The sequence below is a fragment of the Piscinibacter sp. genome (genome assembly GCF_050175855.1).
Classification (GTDB): domain Bacteria; phylum Pseudomonadota; class Gammaproteobacteria; order Burkholderiales; family Burkholderiaceae_C; genus Piscinibacter.
On record NZ_JBFXIO010000290.1, the window covers coordinates 1 to 6,812 of the forward strand.

Genomic DNA, 6,812 nt, shown 5'->3' on the forward strand with positions numbered 1-6,812 from the left:
CAGCGTCTGGATGCGGCGGTCGAGGAAGACGACGTTCTGGAACGGCGGCGGCAGCTTGACCTTCAGGCCCGGCTCGGTGATCACTTCCTTGATCTCGCCGAGCGCGTAGATGACGGCCACCTGGCGCTGGTCGACGACGAAGAGCGTCGAGGCCGCGCCCATCAGCGCGAGCAGCACGAGTCCGACGAGGAATCCGATGCGGTTCATGTTCTGGTTCTCCCGGATCGATCAGCGGCCTTCGCGATCACGGCTGCGCTGGCCGTCTCGCGAACGTGAGTCGAGCGCCGCCGGGGCCGTCACGGCGCTGGCGTCCACGGCGCCGGTCGCCGGCGCCGCGCCCGGCGTGGTGGGCGCTGCCCCGGCCTGCTGCATCAGCTTCTCCAGCGGCAGGTACAGCAGGTTGGAGTTGTTGCGGCTGTCGATCATCACCTTGCTGACGTTCGAGTACACCTGCTGCATGGTCTCGATGTAGAGGCGGTCGCGCGTCACGCCCGGCGCCTTCTGGTATTCGGTCAGCACGCGGCTGAAGCGCTGTGCGTCACCCTCGGCCTGGGCGATCACGCTGGCCTTGTAGCCCTCGGCTTCCTCGCGCAGGCGCGCGGCCGTGCCCTGCGCTTTCGGGATCACGTCGCTGGCGTATGCCAGGCCTTCCTTCTTGAGGCGGTCGCCGTCCTGGCCGGCCTTGAGCGTGTCTTCGAACGCCGCCTGCACCTGCTCGGGCGGCTGCACGCTCTGCATGTTGACGTTGGCCACGATGATGCCGGTGTTCAGCCGGTCGAGCTGGCTCTGGATCGACTTCACCAGCTCGGCGGCGATCGCGTCGCGCTGCTCGTAGAGCACCGCGTCGATGTTGGTGCGGCCGACGATCTCGCGCACCGCCGACTCGGCGGCCAGCGTCACCGCCTCTTCCGGATCGCGGTTCTCGAACAGGAAGGCACGCGCATCCTTCAACCGGTACTGCACGGTGAAGCGGATGTCGATGATGTTCTCGTCCTGCGTCAGCATCGACGAGTCGCGCAGCCCCGTGGCCTGCACCACGGCATTGCGCCCGACTTCGCGCGAGCGCAACTGGGTGACGCTGACCGTCTCGTGCGCCTGGAACGGATACGGCATGCGCCACTGGAAGCCGGCGTCGGCGGTGTGGCTGTACTTGCCGAACGAGGTGACCACGGCCTGCTGGCCTTCCTGCACGATGAAGAAGCCGCTGCCCAGCCAGATCAGCGCCACCACGCCGGCGATCAGTCCGGCGCCGATGCCGGCGCTCTTCATGTCGGGCTGGAAATTGCTGCCGCCACCGTCGTCCGGCGGGCCACCGGGCCGCTGACCGCCGCCCTTGCCGCCGAACAGGCCGCCGAGCTTGCGGTTGAAGTCGCGCCAGAGCTCGTCGAGATCCGGCGGACCGTCATTGCGGCCGTTGCTAAGCAAGCGGCCAGCGGCGACGCGAAGGGCGTGCAGGGGATTCATGGTCATGCCTGTGAATCGTGGGTTCCGGTGGAAGTCGCCGGCTGCCGCTCGGGCGCGGCGAACCGGATGTCGGAGGAGTCGTCGGCCGGCGCAGCGTCGACGGCCAGCGTGCCGGCCACCGCCTCGGTGAGGACCTGGCGCAGTTCGGCCAGGCCGGTGCCGTCGAGCGCGCTGACGAACACGCGCGGCACGCGCTGCCCGCCGTCGCGCTCGATCAGGTCGCGCAAGGCACGCGGCCGCTGGCTGGGCTCGAGCCGGTCGACCTTGTTGAAGACCAGCACCTGCGGGATCTGGCCGGCACCGATCTCGTCGAGCACACGCTCGACCTCGGCCATCTGCTCGTCGAGCACCGGGCTGGCGCAGTCGACCACGTGCAGCAGCAGGTCGGCGTCGGCCGCCTCCTGCAGCGTCGCCTCGAACGCCTCGACCAGCTTGTGCGGCAGGTCGCGGATGAAGCCGACCGTGTCGGACAGCGACACGGCCCGCCCCGCTTCTTCGAGGTAGAGCTGGCGGGTGGTGGTGTCGAGCGTGGCGAACAGCTGGTCGGCGGCGTAGCTGCGCGCCTTGACCAGCGCGTTGAACAGCGTCGACTTGCCGGCGTTGGTGTAGCCCACCAGCGAGACACGGAAGGTCTCGTTGCGCTCGCGGGCGCGCCGCTGGGTCTTGCGCTGCTTCTTGACGCGGTCGAGCCGGGACTTCACCGTCTTGATGCGTTCGTCGATCATGCGGCGGTCGAGCTCGATCTGCGCCTCGCCGGGGCCGCCGCGGGTGCCGATGCCGCCCTGCTGGCGCTCGAGGTGGCTCCAGCGCCGCACCAGCCGCGTGGCCAGGTACTGCAAGCGCGCCAGTTCGACCTGCAGCTTTCCCTCGTGGCTCTTGGCACGCGCGGCGAAGATCTCGAGGATGAGCATGGTGCGGTCGGCCACCGCCACACCGAGGTGCCGCTCGAGGTTGCGCTGCTGCGCTGGCGACAGGGCCTGGTCGAACAGCACCGCCTCGGCACGGTGGCCTTCGACCAGCGCCTTGATCTCGTCGGCCTTGCCCGAGCCGACAAACAGCGCCGGGTCCGGCGCCTTGCGGCGGGCGACGACACGCGCCACCGGCTCGTCGCCGGCGGATTCGGCCAGCAGGGCGAGTTCGTCGAGGGATTCGTCGAACGGGCCACGCCCGCCGAAATCGACGCCCACGAGGATCGCCCGCGCCGGGCCGGCGGCCGCGACGGTGGCTTGCGGAGAACTCAAGCCTGCTCTTGGGATTCGTTGGCGTGGAAGTTCACGGCTCGGCCGGGCACCACGGTGGAGATCGCGTGCTTGTAGACCATCTGCGTGACGGTATTGCGCAGCAGCACCACGTACTGATCGAAAGACTCGATGTGCCCCTGCAACTTGATGCCGTTGACGAGGTAGATGGAAACCGGAACATGCTCCTTGCACAGCAGGTTCAGGAACGGGTCTTGTAGGAGTTGCCCTTTGTTGCTCACGATATGCTCCGTGATGAAAGTTCGTAGATCGGAGACGTTAACACAGCCCCCGTGGGCGCTGATGGAATCCCCGCATTGACCTTGCGATCAGTCTTTGGGATCACTTCTCGTCGAACGGGTTCCGCGAGGAGCGCATCTCGATGCGCAGCGGCGTGCCGATCAGCTTGAAGTGATCGCGGAAGCGCCCTTCGAGGAAGCGCTTGTACGAATCGGTCACATGGTCGAGCGAGTTGCCGTGGATCACGATGATGGGCGGGTTCATGCCGCCCTGGTGGGCATAACGGAGCTTGGGGCGGAACATCCCGGCCCGCTTGGGCGCCTGGTGCTCCACCGCCTCATGCAACAGGCGTGTCAGCACCGGGGTGGGCATCTTCCGCGTGGCCGATGCATGGGCATCGGCGATCGCCTTCCACACCGGGCCAAGGCCCTGCCGCTTCTTCGCGGAGATGTGGAGCAGCGGCGCGAATTTCAAGAAGGCCAGCCGCTGCTCGATGGAGCGCTGCAGCAGCTGCTTCTGGTAGTCGTCGACCGCATCCCACTTGTTCACGGCCAGCACCACGGCCCGGCCGCTGTCGAGGATGTAGCCGGCGATGTGGGCGTCCTGGTCGGTCACGCCCTGTGTGGCGTCGAGCAGCAGCAGCACCACGTTGGCGTCAGCGATGGCCTGCAGCGTCTTGACCACCGAGAACTTCTCGATCGCCTCGAAGACTCGACCCTTGCGGCGCAGACCGGCGGTGTCGATCAGCTCGAACTTCTGCCCATGGCGCTCGAACGGCACGTGAATGGCGTCTCGCGTGGTACCGGGCAGGTCGAAGGCCACCAGGCGCTCCTCGCCCAGCCAGGTATTGATGAGCGTCGACTTGCCGACGTTGGGTCGTCCGGCCACTGCCAGCCGGATCGGCGCATCGGGATCGACCTCGGCCTCCTCGTCCTCGTCGAACGGAAAGTCGACCAGTGCCGCCTCGGTCAGGCTGCGCACGCCCTGCCCGTGCGCCGCCGACACCGGATGCGGCGCGCCCAGGCCGAGTTCGTAGAACTCGCCGAGCAGCGGCGAATCGGTCATGCCCTCGGCCTTGTTGGCCGCCAGCAGGATCTTCTTGCCGGTGGTGCGCAGGAAGCGGGCGATGTCGTGGTCCTGCGCCGACAGGCCGCCGCGCACGTCGACCACGAAGATCACCGCATCCGCCTCGGCCACGGCCTGGCGGGTCTGCTTGGCCATCTCCTTGACGATGCCCGACTCGGCCGTGGGCTCGAAGCCGCCGGTGTCGATGACGATGAACTCGCGATCGCCCAGGTGTCCGTCGCCGTAGTGCCGGTCGCGCGTCAGGCCGGCGAAGTCGGCCACGATCGCGTCGCGGCTCTTCGTCATCCGGTTGAACAGCGTGGACTTGCCGACGTTGGGCCGCCCGACCAGGGCGATGACCGGCTTCACGGCGTGGGTTCCGGGCGAGGGTTGGTCATCTCACTCGGGGCGGAACGCGTACAGGCCGCCGTTGCGGGTGACGACCAGCAGCGTGGTGCCCACGGCCACGGGCGCAGCAGCAGGGGCCGAGCCGTCGGTCGTCAGGCGCAGCAGCGCCTCGCCCTTGTCGATGGACAGCCAGTGCACGGTGCCGTCGCCGTCGACGAACACCACCGTCGGGCCGGCCACCAGCGGGGCGCCCAGGCTGCGGTAGAGCAGCGATTCGGTGCTCCAGGCGACTTCACCGCTGGCCGTGCGCCAGGCGGTGATGCGGTCGGAGGCATCGGCGCCGACGATCACGCTGTCGTTGCCCCCCACGCCTTCGACGCCGCCCACCGTCTTGGTCCACTGCAGGTTGCCGCGCTCGGCGTTGACACAACCGACCGCCGACTGGAAGGCGCGCATGCAGACGCTGTCACCCAGACGCACCACCGGGGCCACGAGGTCGGCGAGACGCTCCACCTCGTTGGTGCCGCGTGGTGCCGCCACCGGCACTTCCCAGCGCACGTTGCCGTTCAAGGGGTCGAGGCCCGCCAGCCGCGGCCCCTGGCCGACCAGCAGGGTGTTCTTGAAGGCAGCAATAACGCCGCCCTGCGCCAGCGTCAGCGGCTCGCCGGGGCGCTGCTGCTGCCAGAGCTTGCGGCCGTCGAGCACGTCCCAGGCGACCACGCGGCGGTCGACGCCGAGCACGAAGACGCGCTCGCCGGCCACCAGCGGCGCCGTCACCACCTTGGTGCCCACCGGCTTGCGCCACAGCGGCTTGCCGCCGTCGAGCACGACCAGATCGCCCTCACGCGTGACCACGGCCGCGAAACGGCCGTCGCTGCCCACGCCGGCGACGATGCGGCCGTCGACGCTGGTGCGCCACAGCTCCCGGCCGTTGTCGGCCTGCAGCGCGGCCACCGTGCCGTCGCTGCTGGCCACGGTGAAGATGCCGCCGTTGACGGCCACGGCCAGCGGGAAGTCGACACTGCCGACGCGCTGCGACCACACCTGCTTGCCGGCGATCGGCGCGGCGATCGGCTCGAGCGGCTTGGGCTTGGGGCGCTCGGGGCCGCTCGAGCAGGCGGCCAGCGTCAGCGCCAGCACGAACGCGGCCGTGCCGCGCAGCATCGTCACTTCGCCGCTCCCGCGGTCTTCGGCGCCTCGGCCGGCGGCGCGGCGCCGAGCGCGGTCAGCTTGGCGTCGATCAGGCGGCGGTACTGGATGGCCGGATCCATCGTGTCCCAGGCCTTGCGAAAGGCCGCCTTCGCTTCGTCGGTCTTGCCCTGCGCGAGCAGGATGTCGCCGCGGCGGTCGGCCACCAGGGCTTCGAACTCCTTGGCCGTGGCGCCATCGAGCTGCTTGAGCGCCTCGTCGTACTTCTTCTGGTCGGCCAGCAGGCCCGCCAGGCGCAGCCGCGCCACGGTCTGGTATTCGCCTTCCTTGGCCTGGCCTGCCACCCAGCCGAGCGTCGCGGCCGCCGCGTCGGCTTGCTCCTTCTCGGCCTGCACCTTGGCGGTGATCAGCCCGCCCTGCTGGGCGAAGGCCGTGCTGCCGAAGCGCTCCTTGAGGTCGTTGAAGATGCCGGCGGTCTTGGCGGCATCGCCGGCATCGGCGGCCTTCTGCAGTTCGTCGAACATGGCCGCCGCCTTGACGGCCTGGTCGCGCTGCCACCAGTTCCAGCCGTTCCAGGCCGCGAAGCCCGCCAGCACCAGGGTCAGCGCCCAGGTGATCAGGTTGCCGTACTGCTTCCAGAACGCCTTGAGCTGGTCGAGCTGTTCCTGTTCTTCGAGGTCGAGATGGGTGGCCATGAGGGGTCTTCGTGAAAGGCGGGATTATGCGGTGGCGAGGTCGGCGGCCCAGCCGGATGCGCCGGCCAGCGGCAGGCTGCGCTGCGGAGCGGCGGCATCGCGCAGGTCCTTCAGCGACACCTCGCCGCGGGCGATCTCGTCGTCGCCGAAGATCAGCGCGTAGCGCGCGCCGCTGGCGTCGGCCCGCTTGAACTGCGACTTCATGCCGGCGAAGCCGGCATTCATCTGCACGGCGATACCAGCGGCACGCAAGGTTTCGACGACCGTCATCGCTGGCACCAGGGCAGCCGGCGATGGCACCACGGCGTACACGCGCGGCGGATTCGGAGGCGGCGCGATGCCGAGTTCCTCGAGCAGCAGCAGCACGCGCTCCATGCCGAGGCCGAAGCCCACCGCCGGCGCCGGCTTGCCGCCGAGCTGCTCGATCAGGCCGTCGTAGCGCCCGCCGCCGCACACCGTGCCCTGTGCGCCGAGCTTGTCGGTGACCCACTCGAACACGGTCAGGTTGTAGTAGTCCATGCCGCGCACCAGTCGCGGGTTGATGCGGTACGCCAGGCCCGCGGCGTCGAGCACCGCGCGCACGGCGTCGAAGTGCGCCAGCGACTCGGCGCCG

At 69.3% G+C, this 6,812-nt stretch carries 7 protein-coding genes and 1 pseudogene; all 8 read right to left on the minus strand.

What is annotated here, in order from left to right; all coding sequences use genetic code 11:
- Positions 1–207: pseudogene (locus tag AB7U92_RS19045) on the minus strand (protease modulator HflC); the annotation flags it as partial.
- 21 nt (positions 208–228) lie between these two features.
- Positions 229–1,464, minus strand: a complete 1,236-nt coding sequence (gene hflK / locus AB7U92_RS19050; protein WP_428580559.1) for an FtsH protease activity modulator HflK — start codon at positions 1,462–1,464, stop codon at positions 229–231.
- 2 nt (positions 1,465–1,466) lie between these two features.
- On the minus strand, positions 1,467–2,705 hold the full coding sequence (gene hflX / locus AB7U92_RS19055; RefSeq protein ID WP_428580562.1) for a GTPase HflX: 1,239 nt from the start codon (positions 2,703–2,705) through the stop codon (positions 1,467–1,469).
- On the minus strand, positions 2,702–2,944 hold the full coding sequence (gene hfq, locus AB7U92_RS19060) for an RNA chaperone Hfq (RefSeq protein ID WP_428580565.1): 243 nt from the start codon (positions 2,942–2,944) through the stop codon (positions 2,702–2,704). The genes hflX and hfq overlap by 4 nt, the downstream gene beginning before the upstream one ends.
- A 100-nt stretch (positions 2,945–3,044) precedes the next feature.
- Positions 3,045–4,376 (minus strand): ribosome biogenesis GTPase Der, encoded by a 1,332-nt coding sequence (gene der, locus AB7U92_RS19065; RefSeq protein ID WP_428580568.1) that lies wholly within the window; start codon positions 4,374–4,376, stop codon positions 3,045–3,047.
- Positions 4,377–4,406: 30 nt separating this feature from the next.
- Complete coding sequence (bamB, locus tag AB7U92_RS19070) at positions 4,407–5,519, minus strand: outer membrane protein assembly factor BamB (RefSeq protein WP_428580576.1); 1,113 nt, start codon at positions 5,517–5,519, stop codon at positions 4,407–4,409.
- A 2-nt stretch (positions 5,520–5,521) separates the two neighbouring features.
- On the minus strand, positions 5,522–6,199 hold the full coding sequence (locus AB7U92_RS19075; RefSeq protein WP_428580571.1) for a YfgM family protein: 678 nt from the start codon (positions 6,197–6,199) through the stop codon (positions 5,522–5,524).
- A 24-nt stretch (positions 6,200–6,223) separates the two neighbouring features.
- Positions 6,224–6,812 (minus strand): histidine--tRNA ligase (locus tag AB7U92_RS19080; RefSeq protein ID WP_428580573.1); only part of this gene is annotated, 589 nt, incomplete at its 5' end.